The organism is Microbacterium tumbae, from assembly GCF_054780175.1.
In genome coordinates, this window is record NZ_BAAGWV010000002.1 from 835010 (window position 1) to 852530 (window position 17521).

A 17521-nucleotide genomic window follows, 5' to 3' on the forward strand; every position below is an offset into this window, starting at 1 on the left:
ACGTTACGGCCAGCATCCGACATCGCCGCGTAATGACGCGGCTTTCGGGCGTATCGCCGATGCCGTGGGATCAGCCGATCCGGTACACCATCGTGTCGCGCATCAACCCGCGCTGCGTCACTGCGAATCCCTCTGACCGGTAGAGCGTCCGGGCGAAGTTGTCGCGTTCGACGCTCAGGCTGATCCTGCTGTGCCCCTGCTCCCCGGCATGACGGACGAGCGTGCGCAGCAGCACCCGTCCGATGCCGTGGGCGCGCCAGATCGGCCGCACGCCGATGATGAGCTCGGGCACCGCCGTGCCGACGAAGCCGAAGCCGGGATCGTTCCGCGGCAGCATCCGGTACCAGGCGGCGCCGATGGGGCCGCCGACCTCGTCCACGGCGACGAAGCCCGCATCCGCGGGTCGCATCCATCCCGCGATGTAGCGGCGGTGGTCCGGAGAGGCGATCACCTCATGTCGAGGCCGCACGCCTCCCGCACGCCAGTTGGCCGCCTCGACGACCATGTCGCCGAGGAACGTCGCATCCGCCTGCCCCGCGGGGCGGATCGTGTAGACACCCGACATGACCGGAGTCTACGCGGCCCGTGTTACGCCTCGATGACGAGCGGGACGATCATCGGACGACGCCGCAGCTTCTGGTTGACCCAGCGGCCGATCGTCCGTCGCACGACCTGCGAGAGGGCGTGGGTGTCGCGGACGCCGTTGCCCGACGCCTCCTTGAGCGCGGCCACGATCTTGGGCACGACGTCCTCGAAGACCGAGTCGTCCTCCGCGATGCCCCTGGCGTGGATCTCGGGTCCGGTGATGATACGGCCGGTGCCGGCATCCACCACGACGATGACCGAGACGAAGCCCTCCTCACCGAGGATCCTGCGATCCTTCAGGTCCGCATCGGTGATCTCGCCGACCGTCGAGCCGTCGACGTACACGAATCCGAGATCGAGCTGACCCGCCACCCTGGCCGCGCCGTCCTTCAGGTCGATCACCGTGCCGTTCGACCCGATGATCGTATTCTCCTCGGCGATCCCGGTGTCCTGTGCGAGCTTCGCGTTCGCGATGAGGTGCCGGTACTCGCCGTGGACGGGCAGCACGTTCTTCGGCTTCAGGATGTTGTAGCAGTACAGCAGCTCGCCGGCAGCCGCGTGGCCGGAGACGTGCACGCGAGCGTTGGCCTTGTGCACGACGTTCGCTCCGAGCTTCGTGAGGCCGTCGATCACCCGGTAGACCGCGTTCTCGTTGCCGGGGATGAGGCTGGAGGCCAGGATCACCGTGTCCCCCTCGCCGGGCTCGATCGCATGGTCGAGGTTGGCCATGCGGCTGAGCACCGCCATCGGCTCTCCCTGCGATCCGGTGGACATGTACACGATCCGGTCGTCGGGCAGATCGCGGGCCTTCTTGTAGTCGATCAGGACGTCGTCCGGCACCTTCAGGTAGCCGAGGTCCTCGGCGATCGTCATGTTGCGGACCATACTGCGACCGAGGAAGGCGACTCGGCGGCCGTGGGCGTGGGCCGCGTCGATGACCTGCTGCACGCGGTGCACGTGACTGGAGAAGCTCGCCACGATGACACGACGCGGAGCCTTGCCGATGACCTGGTCGAGCACGGGGCCGATCGAGCGCTCGGTCGGGGTGAAGCCGGGGACGTCCGCGTTCGTGGAGTCCACCAGGAACAGGTCGACGCCCTCCTCGCCCAGGCGGGAGAAGGCACGGAGATCGGTGATGCGGCCGTCCAGCGGCAGCTGGTCCATCTTGAAGTCGCCGGTCGCGAGGACGAGGCCCGCAGGGGTGCGGATGGCGACGGCCAGGGCGTCGGGGATGGAGTGGTTCACCGCGACGAACTCGAGGTCGAAGGGGCCGACCTTCTCCTCCTGCCCCTCCTTCACCGTGAGGGTGAACGCCTTGATGCGGTGCTCCTTGAGCTTCGCCTCGACGAGCGCGAGCGTGAGCCCGGACCCGATCAGCGGGATGTCGTTCTTCAAGCGCAGCAGATACGGCACGGCGCCGATGTGGTCCTCATGGCCGTGCGTGAGCACGACGCCGACGACGTCGTCCAGCCGATCCCGGATCGGCTCGAAGTCGGGCAGGATCAGGTCCACGCCGGGCTGGTGCTCCTCGGGGAACAGCACCCCGCAGTCGACGATGAGGATCTTCCCGTCGTACTCGAAGATGGTCATGTTGCGGCCGACCTCGCCGAGACCGCCGAGCGGCGTCACGCGCAGGGTCCCTTCCGCGAGTGAGGCCGGTTCGGCGATCGGGATGGACATGGTGTCTCCTCAGTCGAGCGCCTCGCGCGCCCGTTCGTGCTTCGGACGCGCTCCGCGCCCGCGATGATTCAGCGCGTCGTGCCGTGCACCTTCGGCAGCGCACCGCCGGCGGCCGCGTTGCGGTCGGGGCGGAAGTTCGAGAAATCGGCTCCTGGGACGCCGGTGACGAGATCGAGCTCGTCCTCGATGAGGGCGGCCTCCCACTCCTCCGGCCCCACCAGGGGAAGGCGGACGCGAGGACTGGAGATCCGGCCCAGTCCGTGCAGGATGTACTTCGCGGAGACGGTGCCGGGGACGTGCGTCATCACGGCGCGCACGAGCGGCTCGAGGCGCTTGTGCTCCGCGGTCGCCGTGGCCAAGTCGCCGCGGTTCACGGCATCCACGATGGTCCGGTAGGGGGTCGCCGTGATGTTCGCCGTGACGCCGATCAGGCCGGCCGCGCCGATCGCCAGGTGCGGGAGCACGTTGGCGTCGTCGCCGGAGAAGTACATCAGGTCGGTCTGGTTGAGCACCCGGCTGACCTCGGAGAAGTCGCCCTTGGCATCCTTCACCGCGAGGATGTTCGGGTGCTTGGCGAGCCGGAGAATCGTCTCGTACTTGATCGGCACTCCGGTGCGCCCGGGGATGTCGTAGAGGATCACCGGCAGATCGGTGGCGTCCGCGACGAGGCGGAAGTGCGTGAGGATGCCGGCCTGAGTGGGCTTGTTGTAGTACGGAGTCACGATCATGATGCCGTCGGCGCCGGCCTTCTCGCTGGCCTTGTACAGCTCGATCGCGTGCGCGGTCTCATTGGAGCCGCCGCCGGTGATGATCTTCGCGCGGCCGGCGGAGACGGACTTGCCGACCTCGACGAGCTTGAGCTTCTCGGGGTCCGTCAGGGTCGAGGTCTCGCCGGTCGTCCCCGTCACGACGATGCCGTCCGCACCCGCGGTGATGACGTCATCGATGTGCTTCTCGACGGCGGGCCAGTCGACTTCGCCGTCGGCCGTCATCGGGGTGACGAGCGCGACGAGAACCTGTCCGAAAGGATTGCCCGAGTGCGTCATGCCTCCAAGCGTATCGGTTCCGGACTCCTCGCTCCCACGGCCTGGTGGGAGGCCGCTCGTCCGTTCCGCCGGACCACGGGCGCGTTCTGCAGGACGAAATGCGGCTTCGCGAGGCAATCGAGGGCGAGAAGAGCGAGATCGCTGTCACTGATCCTGCAGAACGGACACGTCGTCCTGCACAATGGACGGCTCCATCGCTTGAAGGCGCCCCAGGATCGCCGCGAGCACCACAGGCCAGTCGAAGATGATCATCGCGTAGTCGAAGCGCAACGTCACGTATCCCTGCGCCGCTGCCGCAGCGTCGCGCATCAGGTCCTTGTGCCGCTTGGATGCCCCGTCGTGGTTCAGCCTCCCATCGACCTCGAGGATGAGCCGGCCGCCGAGCAGGAAGTCGACCCGCCCCACGCCGTCGATCATCACCTGGGAACGCAGTCCGATGCCGAGCAGGTGCAGCCGGAATCGGAGGAGGGATTCGAGACCGCTCTCCGCATCGACGCGGGCGAGGTCCACGATCCAGCGCTGTCGCGCGGGGAGCCGACGCCGGAGTTCCGCCAGTCCCCGGATGCCGAGAAGACCCAGGTTGAGAGCGGATTCCAGCGAAGCGAAGCATCGCTCCTCTACCGCGCACGCGAAGTACTGCAGGAGCGCGAGCACGATCGGAACGATGCCGAAGGACGCTGTCCTGTCCTCCTGCTCGTGATGCACACGGCATCGGCAGCCCGTGTGCGCGTGCTCACGATTCGACGGCCCGACCCAGACGTGAGGTGCCGGCGCAGGCGCCGGCGCCTCGGTCGGGTCCTCGAGCAGCCAGACGCCCTGCGCCTTGAGGGCGTCGCCGCAGGCGAGCTCCCCACCGTGCCGCGCGGCGGTGACGATGTCGGAGGCGACACCGGGCAGCGCATAGACGCCCTTGCGCAGCCTGATCACCCGTCCCGCCGCGATCGACTGCTCGAGATGCCTTCTGCCGACCCTCGCCCGCACGAGATCCCCTCTCCGGGCTATTCCGCCTCGTTCCGTCAGCACTTCTTCGATGCGTGTCATGTCAGCATCGTGGTGCGCCTGCCGGGGACGAGGATGCCCACTATCCGCGTTCGGTGGAGAACTCTCTGCGTCCGAATATGTGCAGGGACCAGAGTTCGAGCGAGTGACGTACCGTTCTGCAGGAGCCTTCCGGTGTTCTGCAGGATCAGCTGGACCCAGACTGCAGGATTTCGCGGCGTTGCGGCCCCAGCGGGGATCTGCTCCTACACAACGGCCACAGGCTCCTGCACAATGGCCGGCAGGCTCCTGCACAACAACCGCAGGCTCCTGCACAACGGCCGGCACACCAGGCACGTAGAGTCGGCTGCATGACCTGGCAGACCCGCGACTCCCGGCTCGTCTACGAGAATCCCTGGATCTCCGTTCGGGAGGATGCCGTGACGGGGCCGGCGGGCGATGGCATCTACGGCGTGGTCACGATGCGGAACGACGCCGTGTTCGTGATCGCGCTCGACGACGAGGACCGCGTGTGCCTCGTCGAGCTCGAGCGGTACACGACAGGGCACAGCATCGAGGTCCCGGCCGGCGGCACGGACGGCGAGGATCCGCTTCTGGCCGCGCAGCGGGAGCTGCTCGAGGAGACCGGGCTCGTGGCGACCGAGTGGACGCCGATCGGATCGATGAACGCCCTCAATGGCATCGCGGACGCTCCGGAGCACGTCTTCCTCGCGCGCGACCTGACGCAGGCGGGCTCGAGCGTCCGCACGCAACAGGAGGAGGGCATCGCCGGCGTGCTCCGAGTGCCGTTCGACGAAGTCCTGCGCATGATCGCCGAGGGGAGGATCACCGACGGCGAGACCATCGCGGCGCTCGCCTACGCCGGCATCCGCCTCGGCCGATTCCGCTGATCTCAGGGCGCGAGGCGGAGGAGGTCGCCGCGCACGACGTCGGGGCGGCCCTTCAGAAGCAGGCCCGCCGTGCTCCCGGCCGCGGCCTCGGTCGCGCGCTTGCGGAACAGCTCCACCCCGGTGACCTCGGAGGCCGCGACCTGGGCGCCCGCTCGAAGGATCCGCACCGCATCCCCCACCCGGACGGTGCCGGTCGTCACCGTTCCGGTGGCGACGATCCCACGGCCCGTGATGGTGAAGACGTCTTCGACGGAGAACTCGGCGCCCGCCGACGCGACGACACCGGCGTTGACGACCGGCGCGCCGTCTTGCGCGGACGCACCCCGCCCCAGCCCGGCGAGGCGAGCCGCCTCCGCCTCGTTGTACTGCCTCAGCTGCTCGTTCGCATCCGGCGCTTCGCGTCTCCTGCTGAACCATCCCATGCGATCACACCCTGCCTCGTCGGGCGACACGCGCCGTCAGAGAACGCGGCAGCACGTTCGTCAGAGCCACGATCGCCTTGTACCGCAACGACGGGATCGACACGGCGCGACCCCGAGCGGCATCCCGGAGCCCGGCCCGCACGACGGACGGCGCGTCCAGCCACAGCAGCGCCGGCACGCCCTCCTCGCCCTGCGCGAGCCCCATCCGCTCGTGGAACGTGGTGTGCACGAATCCGGGGCAGAGCGCCGTGACCGTGACACCGTCTCGGCCGTACTCCGCGTTCGCCCAGCGGCTGAAGCCGATCAGCCAGCTCTTGCATGCGGAGTACGTGGAACGCGAGAGGAAGCCCGCGACCGAGGCGACGTTGATGATCCGCCCGCCGCGCCCGCGCATCGTCTGAAGAGCGGCATGCATCAACCGCATCGACGCCTCGACGTGGACCCGCAGATGACGGACCTCGTCCTCGATGTCGTTGTCCGCGAACTGCAGCGGCAATCCGAATCCGGCGTTGTCGACGAGCAGGTCGACGGGATCCTCGGCATCCCGCAGCCGTGCGGCGACGCGCTCGACGTCCTCCTCGACGGACAGATCCGCGGTGATCACATCGACGGCGACGCCGTGCGTCGTCCTGAGCTCCCCCGCGAGGAGTTCGAGAGGAGCAGCCGATCGCGCGACGAGGACGAGGTCCGCGCCGCGCGCCGCCAGCTGGCGCGCGAACTCGGCGCCGAGGCCGGCGCTTGCGCCCGTGATGAGGGCGAGAGGCATCAGCGCTCGTACCGGAGGAAGCGATAGCGGATGCCGGTGCGGGAGGTCTGCCACTCCCCTTCGGAGACGAGCCGCCAGCCCGCTTTCGACGGTGCGTATGCATCTCCGGCGACGTCGAGATCGAGCTCGGTGACCTCCAGCCGGTCGGCGTCGCCGATCACCTGCGCGAAGATCTCAGCACCGCCGATGACCCACGCCTCGTCCCGGCCGCGCACGGCCTCGGACACCGATGCGACGCGCCTTGCACCTTCGGCGGACCAGTCCTGCTGGCGGGTGATGACGAGGTTGTCCCTGCCGGACAGCGGCCGGAATCGCTCCGGGAGCGAGTCCCAGGTCTTGCGTCCCATGATGACGGGAGCACCGAGAGTGATCTCCTTGAAATGGGCGAGATCCTCGGGCACGTGCCAGGGCATCCCGCCCTCGGCGCCGATCACGCCGCCGCGCGCCTCTGCCCAGATCAGGCCCATCCAGGTCATACGGCCACCGCTGCACGGATCGCCGGGTGGTGCTGATAGTTCTCGACGATGAAGTCGTCGTACTCGTAGTCGAAGATCGATGCGGGCTTTCTGGCGAAGCGCAGCGTCGGATACGGGTACGCCTCGCGCGTCAGCTGCTCGCGCACCTGATCGACGTGGTTGTCGTAGATGTGGCAGTCCCCGCCCGTCCACACGAAGTCGCCGGGCTCGAGGCCCGCCTGCTGCGCGACCATCAGGGTCAGCAGTGCGTAGGACGCGATGTTGAAGGGGACGCCGAGGAAGAGATCGGCGCTGCGCTGGTACAGCTGGCACGAGAGCCGCCCGTCGGCGACGTAGAACTGGAACAGCGCGTGGCACGGGGCGAGCGCCATGTCGGGGATGTCCGCGGGATTCCATGCCGAGACGATCAGGCGCCGCGAGTCGGGCGATCGGCGGATCTGATCGATGACCTCTGCCAGCTGATCGATGTGGCCGCCGTCCGGCGTCGGCCAGGAGCGCCACTGCACGCCGTACACGGGGCCGAGATCGCCATCGGCGTCCGCCCACTCGTCCCAGATGGTGACGCCGTTGTCCTGCAGCCACTTCACATTGGAATCGCCGCGGAGGAACCACAGCAGCTCGTAGGCGATCGACTTGAAGTGCACGCGCTTCGTGGTGATCAGCGGGAAGCCCTTCGACAGGTCGAAGCGCAGCTGCCGGCCGAACACGCTCGTCGTGCCGGTGCCGGTGCGATCGGCCTTGTGCGTGCCGGACTCCAGCACGTCGCGGAGCAGGTCTTCATACGGCGTCGGGACGGCTTCGCTCATGTCCGCAACGATACCCGCCCGGCACCGACATGGCGCGGATGCGGCCCCGTCATGTGCCGTCATATCGGCCCAGGGCGCCGTCGGCGGACTTACGCTCGGAACATGCCCGTGTCCGTCGCCATCGCCGTCGCGATCGCCGTGCTCCTGCTCGCGACCGTGATCGGTCTCGCGCTGCGCGCCGGGAACGGCCGCGAACGCTCCGGCGGAGACATCCGCGTGCGCGCCGCCGATCTGTCCGCGCCGCTCGCCGAGGGCGCGACGCTCGTCCAGTTCAGCACGGAGTTCTGCGCCCGCTGCCCGCAGGTGCGCAGGATGCTGGGCGGCATCGCCGAGGAGGCCGACGGCGTCGCGCACGTCGAGGTCGACCTCACTCACCGCAACGACCTCGCCGCGCACTATCACGTGCTCCAGACCCCCACCACCTTCCTCGTCGATGCCACGGGACTCGTGCTGTCCCGCTGGGGAGGCGTCCCGGAACGCGCCGCCGTCATCGAGGCGCTGCATGCCGTCCCGACCCTTCAGGAGCAATCATGACCTCGCCCGCCGGTATCGATCCGCGCGGTCCGCGCTTCACAGCCGGCATCACCGCAGTGCTGCTTCTCGTCGCCGTCGTGCTGAGCCTCATCGGCATCTCCACGGCGCGGGTCGGCGACGCCTGGTTCGGGTGGTCCGCCCATCAGCCGCTCTCCGGCGGCGACTTCGCGTTCATCGCCGGCGCCTGGGCCCTCCCCGTCGCCGGGCTCGCGCAGCGCGCCCTCGATCCCGGATTCCTCCTGCTCCTCCTGATCGCGCTCCTGTTCCTGTGGGGCGTCGTCTCTCCGAGGACCGCGCCGTGGGGTGTGATCTTCCGACGCCTCGTCCGTCCCCGCCTGTCGGCGCCCACCGAGCTCGAGGACCCGCGACCGCCTCGTTTCGCGCAGGGCGTCGGCCTCTTCGTCGTCGGCATCGGCCTCGTGCTGCATCTCGTCGGCGTTCCGTGGGCACTGCCGATCGCCGCCGCAGCGGCCTTCATCGCCGCTTTCCTGAACGCGGTGTTCGCCTTCTGCCTCGGCTGCCAGCTCTACCTGCTGCTGCAGCGCGCCGGCATCCTCGGACGAACCTCTCCGGCGGTCTGACCGTTCCGCACGCGCTCGCAGGTCGCTAGGCTGGCCGAACAAGCCGGCCACGACCCTCGGAGGACCCATGCCCGTCACCAGTGAAGCAGCCACCACCTGGACCGGATCCCTCGCCGAGGGATCCGGAACCGTCTCGTTCTCCTCCTCGCACCTGGGCACCTTCCCGATCGACTGGAAGGCGCGCAGCGAAGGCTCCGACACGACCACCACGCCCGAGGAGCTCATCGCGGCGGCGCACGCCTCCTGCTTCAGCATGGCGCTCTCGCACGCGCTGAGCGAGAACGGCACCCCGCCGGATCGTGTGAACACGACCGCGTCCGTCACGTTCAAGCCCGGGACCGGGATCACCGGCAGCCATCTGAACGTGAACGCGACCGTGCCGGGACTGACCCCGGAGCAGTTCCAGGAGATCGCCGAGGGCGCCAAGACCGGATGCCCGGTCTCCCAGGCGCTCGCGGGCATCGAGATCACCCTCGAGGCGACGCTGGCCTGAGCCGCCGCAGACGGCCGGCGAAAAACCCGCCCGAGCTCAGGCCGCGTTCTTCGCCAGTCGGATCGCCTCGCGGATGCGCGCACGGGCGTCCTTGCGTCGACCAGCCGCGTCGAGCACCACGCCCAGCCGGTACTGGGCGCGCCACTGCTCCGGAGTCGCGGCCGCCTCCGCCTCGTAACGGGCCACGATGCCCTCGGCATCCACCTTCGCGATCCTCCCGCTCGGGGTGAGCTCGCTCTCTGCCCGAGGCATCCCGCCCTCGGCGTCCAACGTCCGGCCGAGCCGGTCGGCGCTCATGCCGAACTGGATCTCCCTGACCACGGCCCAGACGCCGATCAGGGGCAGCACGAGCAGGGCGACCCCCATGATCACCGCGATCGGCTCGGCCGTGCCGATCAGCAGGAACGCCTGCTGTCCGGCGACGACGAAATACAGGATCAGGCAGACCGTCATGACGGCCACGCCGATGCGCGCGGTCACGACCGGGCTCGGACGCCGATGTCGACGATGTTCTCCAGCCCCACGACGACGCCGGTCGCTCCGAGCGCATAGGGCACTGCGAGGCGGATGCCCGGCGCGTAGGCCGGAGCGGACTCGACGGTGTCGTGCGTGATGGTCAGCGACTCCCCCGGACCCGACAGGATGACGTCCTGCCTTGCGACGACGCCCGGACGGCGCAGCGAGTGGATCGGGACGCCGGCGACCTGCTGCCCCCGCGCGCGCTGGTCCGCATGCGGGGCGCTGACCGGTCCGCGCTCGGCGCGGGACGCCGCGATGAGCTCCGCCGTGCGGACCGCGGTGCCGCTGGGCGAGTCGATCTTGGTGTCGCGATGGGCTTCGACGATCTCGGCGAAGTCGAAGAAGGGCGCGGCCGCGGCCGCGAAGGCCGAGCCGAGCACGGAGCCGAGCGAGAAGTTCGGGATGAAGACGACGCCTGCTCCCGTGGCCTCGACCAGCGGACGCACCAGCGCGATCCGCTCGTTCGACCAGCCCGAGGTGCCCACGAGCACGTTGATGCCGCGCTCGACCGCCGCGCGGACGACGTCGATGCTCACCTGCGGCGTCGAGGCGTCCACGACGAGGTCCACCCCATCGAGTTCGGAGAGATCGCTCGACGACCCGAGAACCCGCGCGACCTCGAAGCCGTCCAGGTCGTCGATCACCGCGTGGATGATCGATCCGAGTTTCCCGGTTCCGCCGACGAGGGCCACCTGCGTGCTCATGACCCCATCCTATTTCGCCGAGGCCGACGCAGGCGGGCAGGCGCACGGGACCGGTTCCAGACGCGAGTAGCGTTGCAGTCATGCTCGAGTTCCGGCCCGTCTCCCCCGCAGATCCCGAGGCGCACGCGATCCTGGTCGACTACTTCGCGCTGCGCGCTGCGGAGTTCCCCGGCGGCGTGTACAGCCCCACGTTCCCGACGTCGGAGGCCTTCGAGCCGCCCGCCGGCGTGTTCCTGCTGGCCGGCCCCTCCGGGGCGGCCGTGGGGTGCGGGGGCATCCGTCGCCTTCTCGACTCCGACGCCGGCATCCGCTACGAGGTCAAGCATCTGTTTCTGAAACCGGAGACACGTGGCCAGGGGTGGGGGCGGGCGATCCTCGAGGAGCTGGAACGGCGCGCGCGGCTGTGGGACGCCGCCGAGCTCGTCCTCGACACCCACCACACGCTCGAGGCTGCCGGCGCGCTCTACGCCCGCAGCGGCTTCACGAGCATCGAGCCCTACAACGACAACCCCAACGCGACGCGCTGGTACGGCAAGAGGCTCCGCTGATCAGACGGGCACCGCGTCCGGAAGGCCGGTGCGCAGCTCGACAGGGAGATGCCCCAGATCGTTGTGCGTGAGGAGCGTCCACGGACGACCCTGCTTCTGCGCGATGACCGTGAGCCCGCAGTGCGCCTGGTTCAACGTCATCCAACGCCACTCCGGCGCCCCGAGAACCTCGCGGACGAACCAGGAGATCACGAAGTTGTGCGTGATGAGCACCTCGTGCACATCGCCCTGCTTGCGGACGAGGAACTCGTTCACGGCATCCGACATCTGCGCCGCGCCCGCGTCGATCTCCGCATCCGTCACCGACCCGAAGAAGGGCTCGAAAGCGCTCGGCGTGTCCTCGGTCATGCCGGTCGGGACGCAGTCGAACAGCAGAGCCGAGGGCTCGGGATCGACCGAAGGGAGCCGCGCGGCGATGGCGCGCGCGGTCTCGGTCGCGCGCAGCAGCGGCGAATGCCAGACGGCGTCGAGCGGGAGGCCGGAGAGCCGGTCTGCGATCAGCTCCGCCTGCCGCTGTCCCCGGGGCGAGAGGGGTCCGTCGTCGACGCCGTGCTCGGCGTCCTGATGCTCACCGTGTCTGACCAGATAGATGTAATGCGTCACTGATAATCACTCGCTTCGTCGCCAGCGTCCGTTGACGGGCAAGACCAGCCTATGTCACGAATCGGTCACGGTCACTTCCGTGACGCCGACCTCAGCGCCAGTCCGACGCCTTCGTGAGGTCGGCGATCTGGGTCCGCGTGAGAGCGACACCCGCTCCCTGCATCAGCTCGTCGACGTGCTGGGTGGCGAACGCGTTCACGATCGGCGCGATGATGGTGCGCTGCGCGAGCAGCCAGGCGATCGAGATCGCCGCGACCGGCGCCTGGATCTCCTCGGCGACCTGGTCCAGCGCGCGCAGGATCCGGATGCCCCGGCGGTTCAGCTGCTCGCGCAGCTGCACGCCGCGGACACCGCGTGCGGCGGATGCCTTGCTGCGATGCCGCCCGGAGAGGAATCCGTGCTCCAGGGCGTGCGAAGGCGTCACGGCGAGCCCCTGCGCATCGGCGACGAGTCTCAGATCGCCCTCGAACGGGTGCCGCCGCACGAGGTTGTACGGCGCGTCGAGCACCTCGATGCGCGGATATCCGGCCGAGGCGAGGATGCGCGCCTCCACCAGACGCTCCGGGGTGAAGCCGAAGGCTCCGACGATGCCGATCTTCCCTGCATCTCGCAGCCATTCCACGGTCGCGAGGGTGTCTTCCACGTTGGTGGTGGCGTCGAACGTCGCATCCAGGTAGAGAACGTCGATCCGTTCCACGCCCAGCCGCGTGAGCGAGCCCTCCACCGCGCGAACCAGGTTGACCGAGCCGAGACCGGGGTTGTCTGCGTGCGCGCCGATCCGGACGCTCAGGACCATCCGGTCGCGCTGACCGCGCGAGCGGAGCCACTGGCCGATGATGTACTCGCTGCGCCCGCCGGAGAAGCCGTCGGCGGTGTGCACGGCGTTTCCGCCGAACTCCGCATAACGGTCGAGGATGTCGTGGCTGGTCTCGAGATCGACGTTCCAGCCGAACTCGGCCGCGCCCAGCATCAGCGGGAAGGTCTCGTATCCGGTCTCCCCGAGGGGAACGCGCAGCATCTCCCCGACGCCGGGTCCGACCACGGGGATCGGGGCCGAAGGATGCTCCGCCAGCGCGTCCTGAGCGCGTTCCGGCGATCCGGCTGCGCCGACGCCGAATATACCCATGTTCTCACCCCCGCGAGTCAACCTGCACCGCCATGCCCTGTATGCACCCCCCGGTGCTTTCTTCGAGGGTAGATGACGTTTTCGAACAGCCACGCCGATACGGCGAACAGCAGGAGAATTCGCCATAACGGTTTGATCACGCCGATACGGCGAAGGCCCGGATTCCTCCTGTCGGAGCGAGGAATCCGGGCCTTCGTTCGTCAGGAGATCAGGCCTCGGCGGTCTCCGGCTCCGGGGCGGCCTCAGCGGCATCCGCGGCGGGGGCGTCGTCCAGGACGGGCTCCAGCGACAGCTTGCCGCGGTCGTCGATCTTCGTGATCTTCACGAGGATCTTCTGGCCGACCGAGAGGACGTCGTCGACGTTCTCGACGCGCTTGCCGCCGGCGAGCTTGCGCACCTCGGTGACGTGCAGCAGACCGTCCTTGCCGGGCAGCAGCGAGATGAAGGCGCCGAACGTGGCGATCTTCACGACGGTGCCGAGGAACTGCTCGCCGACCTCCGGGTTGGTGGGGTTGGCGATCGCGTTCACCTGAGCGCGGGCGGCCTCGGCCGAAGGACCGTCGGTCGCGCCGATGTACACCGTGCCGTCCTCCTCGATGGAGATCTGCGCGCCGGTCTCGTCCTGGATCGCGTTGATCGTCTTGCCCTTCGGGCCGATGAGCTCGCCGATCTTGTCGACCGGGATCTGCACGCTGATGACGCGCGGCGCGGTCGGCGCCATCTCGTCGGGCGCGTCGATCGCGGCGTTCAGGACGTTCAGGATCGTCAGACGGGCGTCCTTCGCCTGCGTCAGCGCGCCGGCGAGGACCGAGGACGGGATGCCGTCGAGCTTCGTGTCGAGCTGGATCGCCGTCACGAACTCGCTGGTGCCCGCGACCTTGAAGTCCATGTCGCCGAGCGCATCCTCGGCTCCGAGGATGTCGGTGAGCGCCGCATAGCGGGTCTCACCGTCCACCTCGTCGGACACGAGGCCCATCGCGATGCCCGCGACGGGAGCGCGCAGCGGCACGCCCGCGTTCAGCAGCGACAGCGTGGAGGCGCAGACGGAGCCCATCGACGTCGAGCCGTTGGATCCGAGAGCCTCGGAGACCTGGCGGATCGCGTAGGGGAACTCCTCGCGGCTGGGCAGCACCGGCACGAGTGCGCGCTCGGCCAGGAAGCCGTGCCCGATCTCGCGACGCTTCGGCGATCCGACGCGTCCGGTCTCACCGGTCGAGTAGGGCGGGAAGTTGTAGTGATGCATGTAGCGCTTGCTCGTGGTGGGCGAGAGCGAGTCGATCTGCTGCTCCATCTTGAGCATGTTCAGCGTGGTGACGCCCAGGATCTGGGTCTCGCCGCGCTGGAAGATCGCCGAGCCGTGCACGCGCGGGATGACCTGCACCTCCGCGTCCAGCGGACGGATGTCCGCGAGGCCGCGGCCGTCGATGCGCTGGCCCTCGGTGAGGATGCGACCGCGGACGATCTTCTTCGTGACCGACTTGTAGGCGGCGCTGAACTCGAGGGGCGCGGAGGCGGGAAGGGTGCCCGCCTCGGTCGCCTCGATCAGCTCGGCCTTGACGCGGTCCTTGATCGCGTCGTCGGCGTTCTGACGCTCGACCTTGTCGGCGATCTGGTAGACGTCGCTGAGCTCGGCGAATGCCCGCTCCGAGACGAAGTCGTACGTCTCCTGGCTGTACGGCAGGAAGACGGGGTAGACGCCCGGCTCCTTGGACGCCGTCGCGGCGAGCTCGGCCTGAGCCTTGACCAGCTGCGAGATGAACGGCTTGGCCGCCTCGAGGCCCTGGGCCACGATCTCCTCGCTGGGCTTGGTGGCGCCGGCCTTGATCAGATTCCAGCTGCCCTCCGTCGCCTCCGCCTCGACCATCATGATCGCGACGTCCTCTGTACCGTCGCCCTTGGTGATGACGCGCCCGGCGACGACGAGGTCGAACACGGCCTGCTCGACCTGCTCGGCGTTCGGGAACGCGACCCACTGGTCGGCGTTCTGGCCGTTACCGGGGATGAACGCCAGGCGGACGCCGGCGATCGGGCCGGAGAACGGCAGACCGGAGATCTGGGTGGAGGCGGACGCCGCGTTGATCGCGAGCGCGTCGTAGAACTCGCCGGGAGCGATCGAGAGGACGGTGATGACGATCTGGACCTCGTTGCGCAGACCGTCGACGAACGACGGGCGCAGCGGACGGTCGATGAGACGGCAGACGAGGATCGCCTCGGTCGAGGGACGACCCTCGCGACGGAAGAACGAGCCGGGGATCTTGCCCGCGGCGTAGGAGCGCTCCTCGACGTCCACCGTCAGGGGGAAGAAGTCGAAGCCCTCGCGCGGGTTCTTGCTCGCGGAGGTGGCGGACAGCAGCATGGTCTCGCCGTCGAGGTAGGCCGCGACCGCGCCCTGCGCCTGCTGGGCGAGGCGACCGGTCTCGAAGCGGATGGTGCGGGTGCCGAAGCGGCCGTTGTCGAGAACGGCCTCGGTGGCAGTGATTTCAGGACCTTCCAAGAGGTCTCTCCTTCTTTGTTTAGACTCGTCCATCCGTGTGACGGGCGAGCTCCTTCATGCAGCGGACCCTGCGAATCCGGGCGCGCGGGCACTCCCGCGAATCTCACCTGCGCTGGCCACCAGTGGAAGACCACCCGGCTCTCATACCGGGGAACCCACCACAGGGGACCAGCTCCTCGCCGATTCCACTCTGCTCAAGACTACCAGCGTGATCGGGGGATTCCGCGATCCGCGCGGCGTCGCGCCGCTCATCCGACCTCGACGCTCCGCATCGACGACGAACGACCGATGTACACGTAGTCGTCGTGCTTGGCGACCCGCCCGTCTCCCGCGACACGACCGTGCAGCCGACGCCACATCCAGGGCAGCGCATGCTCGCGCCACCATGCGGCGCGGCTGATGCGGGTCTCGTTCTCGTGGAGCACGGCGTCCAGCGCGCCGAGGGTCTCCGCATGCGGCACGCCCAGCACCTCGCCGGCGCGGTAGGCGAGGAAGCGGTGCCCGCGGCTGCCCAGGTGGACCATGTCCTCGCCCCAGTTCGCTCGCTCCGCGAGGGACGGATGCAGATCGGTGTCCAGGAGGATCGCTCCGGTGCGATCGGCGATCCCGGCCAGCAGAACGGCGAAGGCGGCGAAACGTGCGGCGTAGATCCTCGCCGCCCGCCTGTCGGGGAGGAACGGCGTCACGAGGAGGACGTCGGCGCCGTCCTCCCTGAGCGTGCGAACGGCCTCCTCCAGCGCGGCGGCGAGCGCGGGGATGTCGACATGCGAGCGCACCATGTCGTTCGCGCCGACGAGAATCGACACGAGGTCGGGGCGCAGCTGTCTGGCCCTTTCGAGCTGCTCCCCCGCGACGTGGTGCACGCGCCGCGACCGCACGGCGAGATTCGCGAAGCGCAGGCCTCCGTCTGCCGCCAGCAGCAGCGCGAGACGGTCGGCCCATCCGCGCAGCGCACCGTCCGGCGCCGGGTCGCACAGACCTTCGGTGAGGGAGTCGCCGAGGGCGACGTAGCGCTGCCACCGGCGCCCGGCGAGCGCCGTGGACGGCTCGGGGCGCCTGGTCCGCGGCGAACGCCGCGCCCGGTCGATGCGGTGCAGATCGCGCGCCTGGTCGTAGTGGCCGAGGAGCTGATCGCACACCGCCTGCCAGCTGCGCCCCTCCACCGCCGTGCGTCCCGCCTCGCCGAAGGCCCTGCGCTTGCGCGCGTCGCCGGCGAGGTCCGCCACGCGCGTCCGCAGATCGTCGAGGTCGCCCGGCCGGTACAGCCAGCCGTCGATGCCCATCCGCACCAGATCGATCGGGCCCCCTCGACCCGTCGCGACGATGGGGACGCCGCTGGCGTGCGCCTCCTGCAGCGTCTGCCCGAAGGTCTCGCTCTCCCCCGGATGGACGAAGATGTCGAGGGACGCCATCGCGACCGCCAGCTCATCGCCGTCGCGATGGCCGAGGAACGTCGCCGCAGGGAGGATGCGCTCCAGTCTCGGCCGGGCCGGACCGTCGCCGACGATCACGAGACGAACACCGGGGATGCCCTGCAGCACGCGGAGGTCCTCGACCTGCTTCTCCGCCGCGAGGCGGCCGACGTACCCGACCACGACCTCGCCCGGCTCGCCGCGCCCCCTGTCGACGCGCTTGTCCGGATGGAACCGCTCGGCGTCGACGCCCCTGCCCCATCGTCGCACCCTGTCGATCCCGAGCCCGGCGAGCTGACGCTCCGCCTCGGTCGACGGTGCGAGGGTCAGCGCAGCCCTGCGATGCAACCTGACGAGGTGATTCTGCGCGAACGCCGTGGTCGCGGGAACCCGGTAGCGCTCCGTGTACGCGGCGACGTCGGTCTGATACGCGGCGACGGCGGGAACGCTCAGGCATTCGGCGGCCAGCACGCCGCGCCAGCCCAGCGCGAAGGGCGACGCGAGGTGCACGACGTCCGGGCGGAAGCGCCGGAGGGAGGCCGCCACGCGATGCGCTGTCGCGGCGCCGACCCGCACGTTGCGGTATCCGGGCAGCGCGAGGCTCGGGACCGGCTCGACGCGTGCACCGTGGACCTCTGCGGGAATGCCCTCGGCATCGGGAGCGATCACGTGGGCCTCGTGCCCTGAGCGCTCGAGGTGGCGCAGGATCTGCAGGACAGATCCCGTCACGCCGTTCATGTGCGGCAGGAAGGACTCGGTCACGATCGCGACTCTCACGGTGCCAGGATGCCGCGCCGTCGTCGGGTGCGACGGCCGTACACGGCCTCTGCACCCGAG

Annotated in this window: 19 protein-coding genes; 5 read left to right on the forward strand and 14 right to left on the reverse strand. The window is 69.3% G+C overall.

Translation table 11 applies throughout. From position 1 onward, the window contains the following. Nucleotides 1-70: 70 nt before the first annotated feature. The 4 genes from ACYVGQ_RS11370 to ACYVGQ_RS11385 form a co-directional block, all read right to left on the reverse strand. A complete protein-coding gene (locus tag ACYVGQ_RS11370; RefSeq protein WP_460784718.1) occupies nucleotides 71-565 on the reverse strand; it encodes a GNAT family N-acetyltransferase in 495 nt (164 codons plus the stop codon). 23 nt (nucleotides 566-588) lie between these two features. After that, nucleotides 589-2265: a ribonuclease J gene (locus ACYVGQ_RS11375; protein WP_460784719.1), complete on the reverse strand. Its 1677-nt coding sequence runs from the start codon at nucleotides 2263-2265 to the stop codon at nucleotides 589-591. A 68-nt stretch (nucleotides 2266-2333) separates the two neighbouring features. Beyond that, the gene (gene dapA, locus ACYVGQ_RS11380; RefSeq protein WP_460784720.1) at nucleotides 2334-3311 is read right to left on the reverse strand and encodes a 4-hydroxy-tetrahydrodipicolinate synthase; all 978 of its coding nucleotides are present in this window, start codon (nucleotides 3309-3311) and stop codon (nucleotides 2334-2336) included. Nucleotides 3312-3455: 144 nt separating this feature from the next. Further along, nucleotides 3456-4352 (reverse strand): DUF559 domain-containing protein, encoded by an 897-nt coding sequence (locus tag ACYVGQ_RS11385; RefSeq protein ID WP_460784721.1) that lies wholly within the window; start codon nucleotides 4350-4352, stop codon nucleotides 3456-3458. 308 nt (nucleotides 4353-4660) lie between these two features. Here ACYVGQ_RS11385 and ACYVGQ_RS11390 point away from each other — a divergent pair, with 308 nt between their 5' ends. Next, nucleotides 4661-5200 carry an NUDIX domain-containing protein gene (locus tag ACYVGQ_RS11390; protein ID WP_460784722.1) on the forward strand — a complete coding sequence of 180 codons (540 nt, stop codon included), beginning with the start codon at nucleotides 4661-4663 and terminating at the stop codon, nucleotides 5198-5200. 2 nt (nucleotides 5201-5202) lie between these two features. Here the strand turns inward: ACYVGQ_RS11390 and ACYVGQ_RS11395 are convergent, their stop codons facing one another. Genes ACYVGQ_RS11395 through ACYVGQ_RS11410 form a run of 4 tightly spaced genes read right to left on the reverse strand, consistent with a single transcriptional unit; the run spans nucleotide 5203 to nucleotide 7670 of the window. Beyond that, the gene (locus ACYVGQ_RS11395) at nucleotides 5203-5622 is read right to left on the reverse strand and encodes an EF-Tu/IF-2/RF-3 family GTPase (protein WP_460784723.1); all 420 of its coding nucleotides are present in this window, start codon (nucleotides 5620-5622) and stop codon (nucleotides 5203-5205) included. 4 nt (nucleotides 5623-5626) lie between these two features. Then, a complete protein-coding gene (locus ACYVGQ_RS11400) occupies nucleotides 5627-6388 on the reverse strand; it encodes an SDR family NAD(P)-dependent oxidoreductase (RefSeq protein WP_460784724.1) in 762 nt (253 codons plus the stop codon). After that, nucleotides 6388-6864 carry a dihydrofolate reductase gene (locus tag ACYVGQ_RS11405; RefSeq protein ID WP_460784725.1) on the reverse strand — a complete coding sequence of 159 codons (477 nt, stop codon included), beginning with the start codon at nucleotides 6862-6864 and terminating at the stop codon, nucleotides 6388-6390. The genes ACYVGQ_RS11400 and ACYVGQ_RS11405 overlap by 1 nt, the downstream gene beginning before the upstream one ends. Further along, nucleotides 6861-7670 (reverse strand): thymidylate synthase, encoded by an 810-nt coding sequence (locus ACYVGQ_RS11410; protein ID WP_460784726.1) that lies wholly within the window; start codon nucleotides 7668-7670, stop codon nucleotides 6861-6863. The genes ACYVGQ_RS11405 and ACYVGQ_RS11410 overlap by 4 nt, the downstream gene beginning before the upstream one ends. A 102-nt stretch (nucleotides 7671-7772) precedes the next feature. Between ACYVGQ_RS11410 and ACYVGQ_RS11415 the strand changes: the two genes are divergently transcribed. The 3 genes from ACYVGQ_RS11415 (at nucleotide 7773) to ACYVGQ_RS11425 (ending at nucleotide 9278) form a co-directional block, all read left to right on the forward strand. After that, the gene (locus tag ACYVGQ_RS11415; RefSeq protein ID WP_460784727.1) at nucleotides 7773-8204 is read left to right on the forward strand and encodes a thioredoxin family protein; all 432 of its coding nucleotides are present in this window, start codon (nucleotides 7773-7775) and stop codon (nucleotides 8202-8204) included. Continuing rightward, nucleotides 8201-8785: a DUF4395 domain-containing protein gene (locus tag ACYVGQ_RS11420; RefSeq protein WP_460784728.1), complete on the forward strand. Its 585-nt coding sequence runs from the start codon at nucleotides 8201-8203 to the stop codon at nucleotides 8783-8785. Before ACYVGQ_RS11415 ends, ACYVGQ_RS11420 begins: the two co-directional genes overlap by 4 nt. A 67-nt stretch (nucleotides 8786-8852) precedes the next feature. Further along, nucleotides 8853-9278 carry an OsmC family peroxiredoxin gene (locus ACYVGQ_RS11425; protein WP_460784729.1) on the forward strand — a complete coding sequence of 142 codons (426 nt, stop codon included), beginning with the start codon at nucleotides 8853-8855 and terminating at the stop codon, nucleotides 9276-9278. 36 nt (nucleotides 9279-9314) lie between these two features. Here the strand turns inward: ACYVGQ_RS11425 and ACYVGQ_RS11430 are convergent, their stop codons facing one another. Next, the gene (locus ACYVGQ_RS11430) at nucleotides 9315-9758 is read right to left on the reverse strand and encodes a hypothetical protein (RefSeq protein ID WP_460784730.1); all 444 of its coding nucleotides are present in this window, start codon (nucleotides 9756-9758) and stop codon (nucleotides 9315-9317) included. Next, nucleotides 9755-10501, reverse strand: a complete 747-nt coding sequence (dapB, locus tag ACYVGQ_RS11435) for a 4-hydroxy-tetrahydrodipicolinate reductase (RefSeq protein ID WP_460784731.1) — start codon at nucleotides 10499-10501, stop codon at nucleotides 9755-9757. Before dapB ends, ACYVGQ_RS11430 begins: the two co-directional genes overlap by 4 nt. A gap of 80 nt (nucleotides 10502-10581) precedes the next feature. Here dapB and ACYVGQ_RS11440 point away from each other — a divergent pair, with 80 nt between their 5' ends. Continuing rightward, nucleotides 10582-11049, forward strand: a complete 468-nt coding sequence (locus ACYVGQ_RS11440; protein ID WP_460784732.1) for a GNAT family N-acetyltransferase — start codon at nucleotides 10582-10584, stop codon at nucleotides 11047-11049. Here the strand turns inward: ACYVGQ_RS11440 and ACYVGQ_RS11445 are convergent, their stop codons facing one another. The 4 genes from ACYVGQ_RS11445 to ACYVGQ_RS11460 form a co-directional block, all read right to left on the reverse strand. Next, nucleotides 11050-11652, reverse strand: a complete 603-nt coding sequence (locus ACYVGQ_RS11445; RefSeq protein WP_460784733.1) for a histidine phosphatase family protein — start codon at nucleotides 11650-11652, stop codon at nucleotides 11050-11052. A gap of 91 nt (nucleotides 11653-11743) precedes the next feature. Further along, entirely contained in the window at nucleotides 11744-12778 is a 1035-nt protein-coding gene (locus ACYVGQ_RS11450; protein WP_460784734.1) for an aldo/keto reductase, read from the reverse strand. A gap of 208 nt (nucleotides 12779-12986) precedes the next feature. Then, nucleotides 12987-15272 (reverse strand): polyribonucleotide nucleotidyltransferase, encoded by a 2286-nt coding sequence (locus ACYVGQ_RS11455; RefSeq protein WP_460784735.1) that lies wholly within the window; start codon nucleotides 15270-15272, stop codon nucleotides 12987-12989. 248 nt (nucleotides 15273-15520) lie between these two features. Next, nucleotides 15521-17446, reverse strand: coding sequence for a GDSL-type esterase/lipase family protein (locus ACYVGQ_RS11460; RefSeq protein ID WP_460784736.1), 1926 nt, complete (start codon nucleotides 17444-17446; stop codon nucleotides 15521-15523). Nucleotides 17447-17521: the final 75 nt, after the last annotated feature.